This is a genomic window from Acinetobacter sp. YH12100 (genome assembly GCF_013419135.1).
Lineage (GTDB): Bacteria > Pseudomonadota > Gammaproteobacteria > Pseudomonadales > Moraxellaceae > Acinetobacter > Acinetobacter pseudolwoffii.
The window spans coordinates 95582-110784 of record NZ_VPAQ01000008.1 but is presented as its reverse complement, the minus strand read 5'-3'; the positions used below and the strand labels follow the sequence as shown (position 1 = coordinate 110784).

Genomic DNA, 15203 nt, shown 5'->3' with positions numbered 1-15203 from the left:
CTCTTTGCTCGTTATTTAAATTTAATGGATGTGTATAACTTGATATGCTGCACTTATTTTTGTGAAATTGTTGTTGCTGAATTTGCCTGATCATAGGGGGTATTTCTGAATGATCATTTTGAATATCTACCATAATAACAGCAGCGACAAATGTCTTGAAGATTTGAGTAAGATCAGGTTAAGTTGCATCTCTAAGAGTCATGTTTTGTAAAAATAATCAGGTGTGCGTAATCTGGTTTTATAAAATTTTTTATAGGTAGGAGGAACGACCTCCCTTGTCTATTTCATGCTGAAATGCACAGGAAAAATCGTCAGGACGGCCTGATTCTTAGATAAAAGAGGAGGGCTGCATGGCCTGGATTGCACTTATATTCGCAGGTGTTTTTGAAATCGTTTGGGCATATTCCATGAAATTGTCCGAAGGATTTACCCGATTAACGCCAAGTATCATCACCATTTTCTTTATGATTCTCAGCTTTGCCTTACTGGCCTATGCCATGCGTACTTTGCCATTAGGCACAGCTTACGTGATCTGGACCGGAATCGGGGCTGTGGGTTCATTTCTGATCGGGATTTTAGTTCTGGGTGAGCCGACATCGGCCATGCGTATGCTGGCTGCAGTATTGATTATTTCCGGTCTGGTGCTGATGAAAGTATCTTCTTCATAATTTGTTTCAGCCTATCTCGGTGAACTGAGTTAAAATAGAAAATAAACTCCGCTGATCCGGGACAGGGTGTAAGCATGAACTTAAGTTATCTCTATATGGATTCTCCAGTCGGTCAGTTACGACTGGTCGCGAATGACACCGCACTGGTAGCTGTGCTTTGGGATTGTGAACAGCCGAATCGGGTGAAACTGGCGACCTTGGTGGAAGATCTGCAGCATCCGCTATTGATTGAAACCAGACGCCAGCTTCAGGAGTATTTTGCTGGTCAGCGCAATGTTTTTGACTTGCCTTTGGACTTTGCCGGAACCGATTTTCAGAAAAAAGTCTGGCAGGCTCTGCTGAATATTCCTTATGGCCAGACCCGAAGCTATCGCGATATTGCCGAGCAGGTAGGTAATGTTAAAGCAGTGCGTGCCGTGGGTGCAGCCAACGGGAAAAACCCGATTTCGATTATTGCACCCTGTCACCGGGTGATTGGCAGCAGTGGTAAGCTGGTGGGCTTCGCCGGTGGTTTGGATAAAAAAGAAATTCTGTTAAATATTGAGCGAACGCATTAAGATCGAAGTCTTAAAATAAATGAAAATTAGAATATGGAACATTCTATATTACAGATATTAAGTCCGCTCTGGTTCAGTGTATGGTGGATTTTTCTGCTGTTCTTTGGCGTGATTGTTTTTAAATTATTTAAGCCATTTTTAAGAAAAGTTAGGTGAGTTCACGGTCAGTACCCATGTCAAACTGTATTTAAAAGACCCTGAATACATTCTGCTGAATGATTTGACCCTTCCAGATGGAGCAGGTGCCACCACACAAATCGATCATCTGCTATTAAGTCCTTATGGCATCTTTGTGATTGAAACCAAAAACTATAAGGGCTGGATTTTTGCAAGCGCGCGTCAGAAACAATGGACCCAGAAAATTTATAAAAACAGTTATACATTTCAAAATCCGATTCATCAAAACTATAAACACATCAAAGTTCTGGAACAATTACTGACTGATATTGTGGAGCCAGATCTTTTGCATTCCGTGATTGTATTTATGCCGGATGCGGTATTTAAAACACCAATGCCGAATGAGGTATTTCGCGGTGCAGCTTGGACCGATTATGTGAAAAGTTTTGATCAACAGATGATTTCTGAAACAAAATTAAAACGGATACAACTGCATTTAGAAAAACAGCTTTTAGAAAAATTCTGGAAAACCAATCGGAAACATGTAGAAAGCTTAAAACAGCATAAGCAGCCTTAAAATGATTTATAGAATCAAAAAAATCCTTTGAATCATTCAAAGGATTTTGCATTTACATAGTTGAAGCTTTCAGTTTTTCGGTAATCTCGGCAAGAACTTTAATCCGCTTTACTTCATCCCATAAGGCTTTGGCTTCAGGATAATGTTTCGACATCATGCCCAGCCATTGTTTGTAACGACCGACCATGCCAATTTCAGTTTTGGCGGGACCATTGATAAAGCGAATTTGCAGTTCCAGCAGTTCATTCCAGTTCATCAAAGGTGCATCCGAATTTTGGCGGATACATTGGGTCAGGTCGGGTGTGGTCACTGCACCACGGCCAATCATCAGGTCTTCGCAGCCAGATTCTAGACGGCACTGTTTGGCATCGGCATTGTTCCAGATTTCACCATTGGCAATCACATTAATTTTCAATGCTTCACGGATCGGTTGTAACTGGTCCCAAAATGCAGGCGGGGTATAGCCATCGGCTTTGGTGCGCGCATGAACGGTGACCCAAGACGCTCCCGCATCTTCAATAGCATGGGCATTGTCCAGCATAAAGTTGCGATCCATATAACCCAGACGCATTTTCGCAGATACCGGAATATGCGCCGGTACTGCATCTCGCACGGCTTTGACTAACTCATGTACCACTTCGGGTTCATCCAGTAAAACGGAACCGCCGCGATGACGGTTCACGGTTTTCGCAGGACAACCAAAATTCAGGTCAATCGCCGGTGCGCCCATTGCGGCAACTTTGGCTGCATTTGCTGCCAGCATTTCCGGATTATTTCCCAGAAACTGCACATGTACCGGCGTACCCGCCGCCGTCTTGCCATCATTTAACAGTTCCGGGCAGTAACTGTGATAAACATGATCGGGCAGGATAGAGTCGGTGACACGGATAAACTCGGTCACGCACCAGTCAAAGCTACCTACGGATGTCAGCACATCACGCATAATCGGATCGGTTAAGCCTTCCATGGGAGCAAGCACAAGTTTCAACGGTGCACACCTGTAAATTTAAAACGGTGTTATACGTTTTTTTAGCCAGCCTGTCTAGGTTGGAGGGAGAATTGAAATTTGAGAACTTGAAAATTGAGCTTGTGGAATGGATATAAAAAAGGCCTTTAATGTGGATTAAAGGCCTTTCACAGTGAAGCTTAAGATGGCTGATTCATATCCAGCTATTTTAGTCAGCCAGTTTTTCGACTTTCATACTCTCACGATAATACTGACAGCCCTTATACAACAAGAAGAAGCCAATCACTCCGGCAATGGCATTGACGATCGAAATAGAATTACCAACCATCATCGTGTTCTGAAAATATTTATCCGTGATCAACGCCACTGCGGTGGTTCCGATGCCTAAGGCAATCAGATTTGAAATTAGCAGAAACTTGGCAGAGACCTGGGCTCGTAACTGGTTTGGTGTCAGCATTTGCGTAGCAGCAGCGGATGCAGGAATCGGGAAAGTGGAGAAGAACATCGCCACAAAAATCAGCGCAAATGAAAGCTGCATATTATCGACCTGAGTAAACAGCACACTCGGAATAATCAGCGCCGCACAGCCAATGGCACCGGTACGAATTGCAGCATCGCTATAGCCACGCTTTGAAAAGAAGTCGATCAGCCAGCCACAGAACAGGGCACCAGAGGTATTTGCCACTAAAATAATCGTCCCAAGGATATAACCGGTTTGACTCGCATCCAGACCGAAATTACGCATGTAATAGGCAGGTGCCCAGCCCAGCAGCGAATACAGCATCATGGTGTAAAAAGAAAAGCCGATAAAATGACAGAAAAAGGTCTTTTTATGTGTCTTGATAAAACCGATCGAATTTTTGAAAGAGGCTTTAATGACCTGACCATCCTGACCGACTTTCATGCCCTTACGTGCAGGCTCACGCACCGTCAAAACCATCAGCAGGGCCAGCAATACGCCTGGTAGACCCACAATCATAAAGGTAAGTTGCCAGGTTTTTACTTCACCAATGAGCGGTAAAGCCACGAAGCTGACATCTTTTAGCAGGCCAATCACATAGCCGCCAATCAGGAAAGCTAAACCCGAACCAATAAAGGCACCAATCGCATATACCCCGAGTGCACGGCCTAATTTATCTTTGGGAAATAAATCGGCAACGATTGAATAAAAGGCAGGGGAAAGCGCAGCTTCACCGGCACCCACACTCAAACGTGCAATAAACATTTGAATAAAGTTTTTACTGAGACCACAGGCCGCTGTAGCGAGGCTCCAGAATGCAATCCCGGTCGCAATAATTTTAATCCGGGACTTTCGATCCGCCAGCGCGGCAATGGGCAGACCCATAATCGCATAAAACAGAGAGAAGGCCAGGCCTTGTAACAGGCTGAACTGGGTATCGCTTAGCATTAAATCGGCTTTAATCGGTTCAATCATTAAGGATAAAATTTGACGGTCTACAAATGACAGAATGTAAGCCACCATACAAATGACCACCACATACCATTGATAGGTGCTGCTTTCCGGTGGTGGTTCAATCTGTTCAGACAGCGGCACGGCCGTTTCTGTCGGTGTAGGCTCAAAACTTTGATTGGGCGGTTGAATCGTCCTTTCAACCATGTCTATGTCTAGCGATTTATCATTCATCATGCAACATCCTGTGCTGATCGTTTGAGATATTTATTTGATACTTTTAATTTATATATTATTTTTATTTTGTATCGTGTTTGATCAATCTAAAGTTTAATTGGATTGACGTCAATCTGTTTTTTAAGAATAGATACAAATAATATTTGAATCAAAAAAAAAGGAATCATAATGATTCCTTTTTTGAGTTTAAATGTTTAGCCACGCTCAACCAGGGTCAAAATATCATAGGTTGCGACCAGTTCATTGCGCTGATTTTTGACTTTAATATCCCAGACCACGACACCATGTGGTTTCTGTGCCGGATCGCGCAGTGCTTTTGGAGTTTTCTGCTTACAGGTCAGTTCTACCTGAATGGTATCGCCAATTTTCACCGGCTCTACAAAGCGCAAGTTGTCCATGCCATAGTTGGCAATGACCGGGCCTGGAGCAGCCTCGACGAATAAACCGGCCGCGGCAGATACCACAAAGTAACCATGGGCCACGCGCTCACCAAACAGTGATTCTGCCGCAGCAATTTTGTCCATATGCGCATAAAAGTGATCACCGCTCAGGCAGCCGAAATTCACCAGATCGGCTTCGGTCACGCTACGTCGTGCAGTCAGTAAACGCTCACCGATACGCAATTCATCAAATGATTTTTTGAATGGATGCACACGGTCTTCAAAGACCTGAGCACCAGCCGTCCAGCTATGACCGACTTGGGTCATGGCATTCGGGGAACCTTGAATTGCAGTCCGTTGCATATAATGTTTCACTGCACGTAAGCCACCGAGCTCCTCACCGCCACCGGCACGTCCCGGTCCGCCATGCACCAGCAAAGGTAGTGGCGAGCCATGTCCGGTACTTTCTTTGGCACTTTCAGCATCCAGAATATGGACACGGCCATGCCATGGCGCAATTTTGCTGAGCAGTTGTTCAATATTTTCATCGGTATTGCGTACGATGGATGCTACCAGACTACCTTCGCCACGTGCCACCAAGTCAGCCAGCTGAGCCAGGTCAGTATATGGCATTAAAGTGACTACAGGTCCAAAGGCTTCAATTTTATGAATATTTTTTGCCTGAGCCGGTGCTTTGCAGACCAAGACTGTTGGTGGATAACATGCAGACTTCTCAGTATTTTGTACTTGAATCTTAAAGTCCTGACGCAAGTGACTACCGAATATAATCTCTGCATCTTGACTCAGCTGTTCAACTTTTGCAGCAACATCGTGTTTCTGTTTGACGCTGGCCAAAGCACCCATTGTCACGCCTTCCTGAGCCGGATCACCCACAACGACTTTTTTCAGTTTTTCAATTAGGCGACTCTGTACGGTGTCCAAAAGTTCAGCCGGAATGAACGCACGACGAATTGCGGTACATTTTTGTCCGGCTTTAGAGGTCATTTCACGGAAAACTTCACGGACAAATAAATCAATCGTTTCATCATTGGCCTGCTCGGTCAAAATCGCACTGTTGACCGAGTCTGCTTCCATGGTAAATGGAATCGAGTAGGCATTTAAATGTGGATGCGAACGGAGTTTTTGCCCGGTTGAAGCAGAACCGGTAAAAGTGACCGTATCTTGAGGATTTAAATGATCAAATAAATCATAGATCTGTCCACAAATGAGCTGCAGTGAACCTTCTGGCAAGAAACCGCTTTCATGAATGGCTTTGACCACGGCATGGGTCAGCTCGGCACCTTCGGTCGCCGGTTTGACAATACAGGGTACGCCTGCCAGCAGTGTCGGTGCGATTTTCTCCAGCATGCCCCAGATCGGAAAGTTAAAGGCATTGATATGAACGGCGACACCGGCTTTAGGCGTCAGAATATGCTTCGCGCCAAAGCTACCTTGCTTAGAAAGAGGAATCCAGGCATCTTCAACCCATGCGGTTTCATCACTCAATTCACGACGTACCAAACTTGAATAGGCATATAAGGTTCCAATCCCGCCTTCAATATCAATCCAGGCATCTTTACGGGTACAGCCGGTCGCCTTGGCAAGCTCATAAAAGTCTTCTTTGCGCTCCATCAAATACTGTGCCACTTGCTTCAGTGCATTGGCACGTTGATGGAAGGTCCATGTGGCAATAGTCGCGCCTTTTTGTTTGGCATACTTCACCACGGCTTGGGTATTGATGCCCTGACTGCCGACCTGATAAACCGCTTCACCACTAATGGCATGATAAACCGTACGTAAATCGGCTTGCGCTGTGTATTCATGGCCGTACACCAGTGAAGCTAAGCTTTTGATAGTAATGGGATTATTAATTGATTCAGTATCTTGATAATCCATTGTGCTTGAGCTGCTGTCTAACTCTAACATTGTAAAAACTCCATTTATGATACGTTTTGAGAAGTATTTTTAATTTTGATGTTTCATAATTTGTGTTGAAAAATTGAAAATGTCAATCATAAATCTGTATTTAAAAATGAGTAATAATAAAATAAAAAATATTAAATGATATAAAACATATATTTATAAAAAATAAGGGGTAAAAATTAAATGATACAAATAAATATATATTGATTTTAATTACGTATCGTTTTAATTTGAATATATCAACACTTGGGATAAGTGAGGGAACAATGAATAATCAACAACAAATCTTTGATCAAAAGATTGAAAAGGATATTTCCATAGAGCCGAAGGACTGGATGCCAGATGCTTATCGTAAGACTTTGATTCGTCAGATCGGTCAGCACGCGCACTCTGAAGTGGTGGGCATGTTACCGGAAGGCAACTGGATTACCCGTGCACCGACCTTGAAACGTAAAGCCGTGCTGATGGCAAAAGTCCAGGATGAAGCCGGTCATGCTTTGTATCTGTACAGCGCTGCAGAAACCTTGGGTGCGGATCGTGACGACATGATGGATAAACTGATTGCCGGTCGCATGAAATATTCTTCAATTTTTAACTATCCAACCCTGAGCTGGGCCGATGTTGCCGCGATTGGCTGGCTGGTGGATGGTGCGGCAATTGTCAATCAGGTTGCGCTGTGCCGTACGTCTTATGGTCCTTATGCCCGCGCTATGGTGCGTGTGTGTAAAGAAGAAAGTTTCCATCAGCGTCAGGGCTTTGAAGCCATGATGGAATTGGCCAATGGTACGCCGGAACAAAAGCAGATGGCACAGGATGCAGTGAACCGTTTCTGGTGGCCGGCACTGATGATGTTTGGTCCAAGTGACGATAATTCACCGAACAGTGCACAAAGTATGCAGTGGAAAATTAAATTATTCAGCAACGATGAGCTACGTCAGAAATTTGTCGATAACACCGTGTCGCAAGTCTTACAGCTAGGTTTAACCGTTCCAGATCCAGACCTCAAATTCAATGAAGCTACCGGACATTACGAATTTGGTGAAATCAATTGGGATGAGTTCTTTGCGATTCTTGCAGGCAAGGGACCTTGTAACCATGAGCGTATCGAAGCACGCCGAAAAGCCTGGGAAGGCGGCAAGTGGGTACGTGATTCCGCAGCCGTCTATGCTCAAAAACAGCAGCAACAGTCAGCAGCACAAAAAGTTGCTTAAAAATAGTTTGATCAATATAAGGAAATTTGCTCATGAATAACAAAAATAACTGGTCACTTTATGAAGTGTTTGTGCGTAGTAAACAGGGTCTGAGTCACCGTCATGTCGGCAGCCTGCGTGCACCGGATGAGGAAATCGCACTACAAAATGCCCGCGATGTATATACCCGCCGCAATGAAGGGATCAGTATCTGGGTGGTGAAATCTGAACTGATTACCTCTTCACAGCCAGATGAAAAAGCAGAATTTTTTGAACCGGCTTTGGACAAGGTTTATCGCCATCCAACCTTTTATAACATTCCAGCTGGCATCGAGCACATGTAAAGGGAAAGGTGAAGATTATGACAAATCAAGTATTGGCAGAATTTCTTTTACATGTGGGTGACAGTCAACTGATCCTGTCACATCGTTTGGCAGAGTGGTGTGGTCATGCACCTGAACTGGAGCTGGATATTGCCTTGGCCAATATCGGACTGGATTTATTGGGTCAGGCACGTACTGCACTCAGTCTGGCGGGGGAAGTGGAAGGACAGGGTCGTGATGAAGACAAGCTGGCTTATTTCCGCACCGAGCGTGAATACCGTAATTTGCTGCTGTGCGAACAGCCGAATGGTGATTTTGCCCAGACTTTGGTGCGCCAGTGGTTGATGGATCACTACCATGCTTTATTGTTTAGCGCCTTAAGTCAAAGTCAGCATACTGAACTAGCTGCTTTTGCAGTGAAATCACTCAAAGAAGTGAAATATCACCAGCGTTTTTCCACTACCTGGATGGAACGCTTAAGTTTAGGTACCGCAGAAGCGCATGACAAAACCCAGCAAGGTTTAAACCAGTTATGGCGTTTTACCGAAGAGCTTTTTGTCCTGACGGCTGATGAAAGACAGCTGGTTGAGAGCGGTGTCATTCCAGAGATTGAACATTTAAAAGCCCAGTGGCTGGAGACCATTACATCCGAGTTAGCGCGATTTGAATTAAGCCTGCCAGAGCTAGGCGCTTATCGCAGTGGGGCTAAACAGGGTTTACATACAGAACATCTCGGTTTTGTTTTGGCTGAACTGCAATACATGCAGCGCTCATATCCAAACATGAACTGGTAATTCGGCACAATCACAGGGAGTGAGTCGCATGAATCTGATTCGACACGTAGAAGATCAATGTTGGGACGTTTTGCAGCAGGTTTCTGATCCAGAGATTCCAGTACTATCGGTGATTGATCTGGGCATGATTCGTGGCGTCGAGCTGAATCAGCAGGATGAAATTGTGGTGCGACTCACACCGACCTATAGCGGCTGTCCGGCCACGGATTTATTAAAAGCAGAAATTACCCAGGCTTTTGAGGCCAATGGTTTGACGCCAGTCAAAGTCATTGTGGATCTGTCTGAAGCCTGGACCACGGACTGGATGAGTGAATCGGGCAAACACAAATTACAGCAGTATGGTATTGCACCGCCGCAAGGCCAGTCACATAGCTGTGGTACGCATGTGGCATTGACCGATGGCATCACCTGTCCACAGTGCTTAAGTAACAACAGCAAATTATTGAGTGAATTCGGTTCGACCGCCTGTAAAGCTTTATATCAATGTCGGGACTGCTTAGAAACTTTTGACTATTTCAAATGTATTTAATTGTAACGATTGCGCGGTGGGCAGGGTAAACCAATAACAAGCCTGAACACCGCCACCTAAAAGAAGGATTTTGCCATGAGCCAATTTATACCATTAACCATTAAATCGATTCAGCCACAAACCGAGCAGGCAATCTGTATTGCTTTTGATCTCGCGCCTGAGCAGTTGGATGCTTTTCAATATCAGCCAGGTCAGCATCTCACCATCCGCCATTTAAGCGATGACGGCGAGCTGCGCCGCTGTTACTCAATCTGCAGTGATACTCAGGAAGATATGAGTATTGCGATTAAAAAAATTGATCAGGGTCAGTTCTCGACTTGGGCCAATGATCATTTGAAAGCAGGCGATGTTTTAGAAGTGATGCCACCGCAAGGGGTGTTCTTTCAAAAAGCAGCTAAGGCCGGTGGCCAGAATTATCTAGGCTTTGCAGCAGGCAGTGGCATTACGCCAATCTTGTCGATTGTAAAGTCGGTGCTGAACCGTCAAGCAGAAGCCACATTTACCTTGGTATATGGCAACCGTTCCTGGAAGCAGACCATGTTTTCTGAACAGATTATGGATCTGAAAGATCGTTTTAAAGAGCGTCTGCAATTGGTGAATATTTTTTCCCGTGAATTGAATGATAGCGAGATTTTTAACGGGCGTATCAACGCAGATAAATTGCAGCAGCTGTTTCAGGCCAATCTGATTTCTGCTGAAGCCGATCACTGTTTTGCCTGTGGTCCGGAAGAAATGATGGCAGCGGTGGAAACTGTATTACCGACTTGGGGCATTCAGCGCAGCAAAATTCATACCGAACGTTTTAATACCGGTACTGCACCACGAGCAACCGCACAGCAGATGGAAAGCCGCAGTGAAGAACGTGTCAATATTATCCTCGATGGTCGCGAGCTGATTGTTGAAGTCTCCAAACAGGATGACAGTATTTTAGATGCTGCGCTACGTGCCGGAGCCGATCTGCCTTATGCCTGTAAGGGCGGTGTTTGTGCCACCTGTAAATGTAAGGTGTTAGAGGGCCAGGTTGAAATGGCGGTGAATTACAGTCTGGAAGAAGATGAAATCCAGAAAGGCTATGTGCTCAGTTGTCAGGCACGTCCAACCACAGCCAATGTCCGACTCAGTTTTGATGAATAACAGCTGAATTTACAGCACTGAGCACAGCAGGAGTTCAAGGATGACTTACATTAAAACCAGCTCACCAAAACCCGGCGTAGTCCTGATTGAGCTGAATCGCCCGGAAAAGCGCAATGCCCTAAATAATGCGACCTTGCAAGGTATTGCAGCCTGTTTGCAGAACCTGGAAACAGATGCTGCTGTGAAAGCCGTGGTCATTACCGGAAATACGCAATGCTTTGCTGCCGGTGCTGATTTAAATGAATTGGCGCAGTTAGATGTGGTCAGCATCCAGCAGGATCAGCGGCCACTGCTGTGGAAAAAAATTGATGAATTTTCCAAACCTTTAATCATGGCGGTGAATGGTTATGCCTTTGGTGCAGGGTTTGAACTGGCTCTACATGGTGACATGATTTTAACTGGCGACAATGCCCAGTTTGCCTTGCCTGAAATTGGTTTAGGCATGTTGCCGGGCGCCGGTGGAACACAGCGCCTTGCCCGTCTGGTCGGTCAGCAATTGACGATGCGCTGGGCCATGACCGGTGAAATGATTTCAGCACAAGCCGCATTGCAACATGGCATGAGCAGCCAGATTTGTCCGACAGGATTGACCGTGCAATACGCACTGGAACTGGCAGAAAAAATTGCCAAGCAGGCACCGCTGGCCATTCGCGCCATCAAGCAATCTTTAAAGTCGATTCATGAAGTGACATTAAGTCAGGGACTGAAATTGGAACGTCAGCATTTTGTCTGGCTGGCGGCGACCCAAGATCGCCAAGAAGGCATCAATGCATTTTTACAAAAAAGAAAACCAGAATTTAGAGGTGTGTAATGGAATATCAAACAATTATTGTCGAAGAAAAAAATGCAGTGGGCTACCTGACCTTTAACCGTCCGAAACAGCTCAACAGCTTTAATGAAACCATGCATCAGGAAGTCTCCAAGGTCATCAAGGCCTGGGCCAAAGACAGCCAGATTCGTGCCGTGGTGATTTCAGCTGAAGGCCGTGGTTTCTGTGCCGGCCAGGATCTAAATGATCGTGTGGTCGATCCGAATGCTGATGCACCGGACTTAGGCCTGTCAATTGAAAAATACTACAACCCTTTAATCAAACTGATTACTGAAATGCCAAAACCGGTGATTTGTGCGGTGAATGGTGTGGCGGCAGGGGCCGGTGCCAATATTGCACTGGCCTGTGACATTGTAGTTGCTGCAAAATCGGCTTCCTTTATTCAGGCCTTTTGTCGTCTAGGTTTAGTACCAGATTCAGGCGGCACCTGGTTCTTGCCGCGTCTGGTCGGGCGTGCCCAGGCGATGGGCTTAGCGATGCTCGGCGATAAAATTCCGGCTGAGCGCGCAGCACAACTGGGCATGATCTGGCAGGTGGTTGAAGATGAGCAACTGCAAGTGGAAGCGAAAAAACTGGCCGAGCATTTGGCCAAGCAGCCGACTTATGGCCTGTCACTAATCAAAAAAGCCATTCATGCCGCAGCCGACAATAATCTGGATCAGCAGCTCATTCTGGAGCGTGACCTGCAACGTCTGGCTGGACGTTCAAGCGATTATAAAGAAGGTGTACAAGCCTTTATGCAAAAACGTACACCTGAATATAAAGGATGCTAAATCATGCAGCAGATCAATTTGGAACACGTCAAAGTTGCTGTGGTGGGTGCGGGAACCATGGGAATTGGTATTGCGCAACTGGCCGCCATGCACGGGCATCCGACCTATGTGTTTGACCTCGATCGCAGCAAAGTTCAGAGTGCCTTGACTGCTTTAAAGGCGCAGCTTGGCAAGCGGGTACAGAATGGCAAAATGACCCAGCAATTGCTGGAGAGTACCTTCGCCAATCTGATCGTGGCAGAGGATATTCAGCAGCTTGCTGATGCGGGCTTGATTATTGAAGCCATTGTCGAGAAGAAAGAAGTGAAACAAAACCTGTTTCAACAACTGGCTGCCATTTGCCCGGAACAGACAATTTTTGCTTCCAATACTTCCTCGATTTCCATTACTGCAATTGCCTCGGCGATTCCGAATCCGGAACGGGTGATTGGGCTGCATTTCTTTAATCCGGCACCAGTCATGAAGCTGGTCGAGATTATCCGCGGACTGAAAACTTCAGCAGCCATTGCCGATGCGGTATTTGAATTGATGAAGGACTGGAACAAGGTTCCGGTACGGGCCAAATCGACCCCCGGTTTTATCGTGAATCGTGTCGCGCGACCGTATTATGCCGAAGCCTTTCGCGCCTTGCAGGAAAATGCCACCACCCCGGAACAGCTCGATTACATCATGCGCGAATGTGGCCGTTTTGCCATGGGACCATGTGAACTCACAGACTTGATTGGGCAGGATGTGAATTTCTCGGTCACGCAAAGTGTCTATCAGGAATTTTTCTATGAGCCACGCTACCGCCCATCCTTGATTCAAAAAGAACTGGTCGATGCCGGCTGTTATGGTCGTAAGTCCGGTCAGGGTTTTTATGATTACACGCAGTCCAAGCCTGCGCCTGTATATGAATTGCCAGTGTGTTATGCCAAGTCGCTGAATAAGCTCAAAGTCACGGTAAAAGGTGAATGGCTACATTCCTTAGCCCTGATTGAACGTTTAAAACAGGCCTCTCATGTAGAGCTGAGTTTTCAGGCGGCAGAACAGAATGAAATCCTGATTGGTGATCTTTCCCTGCGATTATCGCTCGGCGAGTCGGTTGAACTGGCTTATCAGCATGACCCCGTGGTGTTGATGGACTGGCATGCAGATTGGGAAAATGCCCAGGCTATTCCAGTCGTTGCATCACCGGCGTGTAGTGCTGAACAGCGCCAGGCAGTGGAGCTATTCCTTATAGGTATGGATATGATACCTATTTGGTCTAAGGATCATCCAGGTCTTTATGTTATACGTAGTATTGCCATGTTGGTGAATGAAGCCTGTGAAGCAGTATTGCATGCTATTGCATCAGAGCAAGATATTGATTCTGCTATGAAATATGGTGTGAATTATCCTTGTGGTCCATTTGAGTGGGCAGACAGAATCGGATATTACACAATTTTACAAATTTTAGAAAATATGTATCGTATTTATGGTGAAGATCGCTATAGAACTAGTATATATTTAGCAAAGAAAGCGGTGCAGGGACATGCACAGGAAACTCAGCAGCAACCATTACGTGTTGCTGGCTAAAAGGAAGAATCATGGAACAGGTTTATATTTTTGATGGAATTCGCACCCCGATCGGACGCTATGCTGGTGGACTGAGCAGCATTCGTGCCGATGATCTGGCAGCGCTACCGATTCAATATTTGAAAGATCAGCATCCTACCTTGCCATGGGCAGAACTGGATGAAGTGATCTTGGGCTGTGCCAATCAGGCCGGTGAAGATAACCGTAACGTGGCGCGTATGGCTGCTTTACTCGCAGGGTTGCCTGAATCTGTTCCAGCACTCACCGTAAACCGTTTATGTGCCTCAGGTCTGGATGCGATTGGACTTGCCGCACGTGCCATCAAATCGGGTGAAGCACAGTTTATTTTGGCCGGTGGTGTAGAATCCATGAGCCGTGCGCCTTTTGTGCAATCCAAACCTACGACTGCCTTTAGCCGGACCCCTGAAATTTATGACACGACGATTGGCTGGCGTTTTATCAACCCAAAATTTAAAGCGCAGTTTGGCGTCGACAGCATGCCGGAAACGGCCGAAAACGTCGCTGAAAAATATCAGATCAGCCGTGCAGACCAGGATCTGTTTGCCTATCACAGCCAGCAGAAAACTGCAGTAGCGCAGCAGAAGGGTATTTTTGCCGAAGAAATTCTGCCGGTAGAGGTCAAAGGTCCGAAGAAAACCACCCTCACTATTTCCCAAGATGAGCACCCGCGTGTAGAGACGACGCTGGACAATCTGGCAGCCTTAAAAACCCCATTTCGTAAAGAAGGCGGTTCAGTCACTGCCGGCAATGCTTCGGGTGTCAATGACGGTGCAGCTTGCGTATTGCTGGGCAATCAGCAGTTTGCCGAGCAGTATGGTTTGAGCCCGAAAGCCAAAGTGATCGGGATGGCCAGCGCCGGTGTTGAAGCTAAATATATGGGTATTGGCCCGGTGCCAGCAGTACATAAAGTGCTGAAACAGACTGGCCTGAGTCTGGAACAGATGGATGTGATTGAGCTGAATGAAGCATTCGCAGCACAGTCGCTGGCCGTGATTCGTGAACTTGGCTTGCAAGACGATGATTCCAGAATCAACCCGAATGGCGGTGCTATCGCTTTGGGTCATCCACTGGGTATGAGTGGTACCCGTCTGGTGATTACCGCTATGCATGAACTGAAACGCCGTCAAGGAAAATATGCACTGTGCACCATGTGTGTCGGTGTCGGTCAAGGTGTTGCACTGGTTTTAGAAAATATGGATTAAACACATCATTCAAT

14 protein-coding genes and 1 pseudogene are annotated in these 15203 nt (G+C 46.0%); 12 read left to right on the top strand and 3 right to left on the bottom strand.

Annotated elements, in window-relative coordinates; genetic code table 11:
• Nucleotides 1–350: 350 nt before the first annotated feature.
• The 3 genes and pseudogenes from sugE (at nucleotide 351) to FTU40_RS07465 (ending at nucleotide 1919) form a co-directional block, all read left to right on the top strand.
• On the top strand, nucleotides 351–668 hold the full coding sequence (gene sugE / locus FTU40_RS07475; RefSeq protein ID WP_005095886.1) for a quaternary ammonium compound efflux SMR transporter SugE: 318 nt from the start codon (nucleotides 351–353) through the stop codon (nucleotides 666–668).
• A gap of 74 nt (nucleotides 669–742) precedes the next feature.
• Entirely contained in the window at nucleotides 743–1225 is a 483-nt protein-coding gene (locus tag FTU40_RS07470) for a methylated-DNA--[protein]-cysteine S-methyltransferase (protein WP_100328961.1), read from the top strand.
• A 33-nt stretch (nucleotides 1226–1258) separates the two neighbouring features.
• A pseudogene (locus FTU40_RS07465) lies at nucleotides 1259–1919 on the top strand (nuclease-related domain-containing protein).
• A 52-nt stretch (nucleotides 1920–1971) separates the two neighbouring features.
• Here the strand turns inward: FTU40_RS07465 and FTU40_RS07460 are convergent.
• From FTU40_RS07460 to paaZ, 3 genes are all read right to left on the bottom strand, one after another.
• Nucleotides 1972–2907, bottom strand: coding sequence for a tRNA-dihydrouridine synthase (locus FTU40_RS07460; RefSeq protein ID WP_180040329.1), 936 nt, complete (start codon nucleotides 2905–2907; stop codon nucleotides 1972–1974).
• 187 nt (nucleotides 2908–3094) lie between these two features.
• A complete protein-coding gene (locus FTU40_RS07455) occupies nucleotides 3095–4534 on the bottom strand; it encodes an MFS transporter (RefSeq protein ID WP_005095892.1) in 1440 nt (479 codons plus the stop codon).
• 194 nt (nucleotides 4535–4728) lie between these two features.
• Nucleotides 4729–6840, bottom strand: a complete 2112-nt coding sequence (gene paaZ / locus FTU40_RS07450; protein WP_180040327.1) for a phenylacetic acid degradation bifunctional protein PaaZ — start codon at nucleotides 6838–6840, stop codon at nucleotides 4729–4731.
• Nucleotides 6841–7103: 263 nt separating this feature from the next.
• Here paaZ and paaA point away from each other — a divergent pair, with 263 nt between their 5' ends.
• From paaA to pcaF, 9 genes are all read left to right on the top strand, one after another.
• Complete coding sequence (gene paaA, locus FTU40_RS07445) at nucleotides 7104–8048, top strand: 1,2-phenylacetyl-CoA epoxidase subunit PaaA (RefSeq protein ID WP_004646055.1); 945 nt, start codon at nucleotides 7104–7106, stop codon at nucleotides 8046–8048.
• Between the two features lie 32 nt (nucleotides 8049–8080).
• Entirely contained in the window at nucleotides 8081–8371 is a 291-nt protein-coding gene (paaB, locus tag FTU40_RS07440; RefSeq protein ID WP_005095899.1) for a 1,2-phenylacetyl-CoA epoxidase subunit PaaB, read from the top strand.
• 17 nt (nucleotides 8372–8388) lie between these two features.
• Nucleotides 8389–9144 (top strand): 1,2-phenylacetyl-CoA epoxidase subunit PaaC, encoded by a 756-nt coding sequence (gene paaC / locus FTU40_RS07435; protein WP_180001078.1) that lies wholly within the window; start codon nucleotides 8389–8391, stop codon nucleotides 9142–9144.
• 28 nt (nucleotides 9145–9172) lie between these two features.
• Nucleotides 9173–9673, top strand: coding sequence for a 1,2-phenylacetyl-CoA epoxidase subunit PaaD (gene paaD / locus FTU40_RS07430; RefSeq protein ID WP_131269247.1), 501 nt, complete (start codon nucleotides 9173–9175; stop codon nucleotides 9671–9673).
• A gap of 75 nt (nucleotides 9674–9748) precedes the next feature.
• A complete protein-coding gene (paaE, locus tag FTU40_RS07425; protein WP_180040325.1) occupies nucleotides 9749–10807 on the top strand; it encodes a 1,2-phenylacetyl-CoA epoxidase subunit PaaE in 1059 nt (352 codons plus the stop codon).
• Nucleotides 10808–10847: 40 nt separating this feature from the next.
• Entirely contained in the window at nucleotides 10848–11618 is a 771-nt protein-coding gene (locus FTU40_RS07420; protein ID WP_005095908.1) for an enoyl-CoA hydratase-related protein, read from the top strand.
• A complete protein-coding gene (gene paaG / locus FTU40_RS07415) occupies nucleotides 11618–12409 on the top strand; it encodes a 2-(1,2-epoxy-1,2-dihydrophenyl)acetyl-CoA isomerase PaaG (protein ID WP_159138556.1) in 792 nt (263 codons plus the stop codon). The genes FTU40_RS07420 and paaG overlap by 1 nt, the downstream gene beginning before the upstream one ends.
• A gap of 3 nt (nucleotides 12410–12412) precedes the next feature.
• Complete coding sequence (locus tag FTU40_RS07410; protein ID WP_180040323.1) at nucleotides 12413–13966, top strand: 3-hydroxyacyl-CoA dehydrogenase; 1554 nt, start codon at nucleotides 12413–12415, stop codon at nucleotides 13964–13966.
• 11 nt (nucleotides 13967–13977) lie between these two features.
• The gene (pcaF, locus tag FTU40_RS07405) at nucleotides 13978–15189 is read left to right on the top strand and encodes a 3-oxoadipyl-CoA thiolase (RefSeq protein WP_100534719.1); all 1212 of its coding nucleotides are present in this window, start codon (nucleotides 13978–13980) and stop codon (nucleotides 15187–15189) included.
• Nucleotides 15190–15203: the final 14 nt, after the last annotated feature.